Genomic DNA, 385 nt, shown 5'->3' on the forward strand with positions numbered 1-385 from the left:
AATCTGCAGCATGTTTTCGATTGTCTTCTCTAAGAGCTAATTTAATCTTATTATCGATGGCCCCCTTGAATCTGTGCAAAAGCCGCATACTCAGTTCTGGATTTTCACGATTTGCTAGAACTGTTGCATCTGCCACATTCAACAAGCCTGCAATTGCTTTTTTACGCGCATCATTAAACGCAGGACTTGCCTCTAAAAGCTGTAAATCCTTTCTAATAGACACTGCAATAGGTGCAGCAAATGCCTTTTCATAGAGTGGTTCAGCTGCTCTTTTTGCAGTGTTAATAATGTCTTGCTTTAAATCAAGTGTGTTAACTTTCTCACCGAGTGTTTCATTTGGTCTTTCTCTTACACGTTGAGTGCTGTCAGCTTGCCTAGCTCCTAG

Annotated in this window: 1 pseudogene; it reads right to left on the reverse strand. The window is 40.8% G+C overall.

Annotated elements, in window-relative coordinates:
- Positions 1–385, reverse strand: a pseudogene (locus tag J7R05_RS08990) (hypothetical protein); the annotation flags it as partial.

The organism is Bartonella capreoli, assembly GCF_902813205.1.
Taxonomy (GTDB): Bacteria; Pseudomonadota; Alphaproteobacteria; order Rhizobiales; family Rhizobiaceae; genus Bartonella; species Bartonella schoenbuchensis.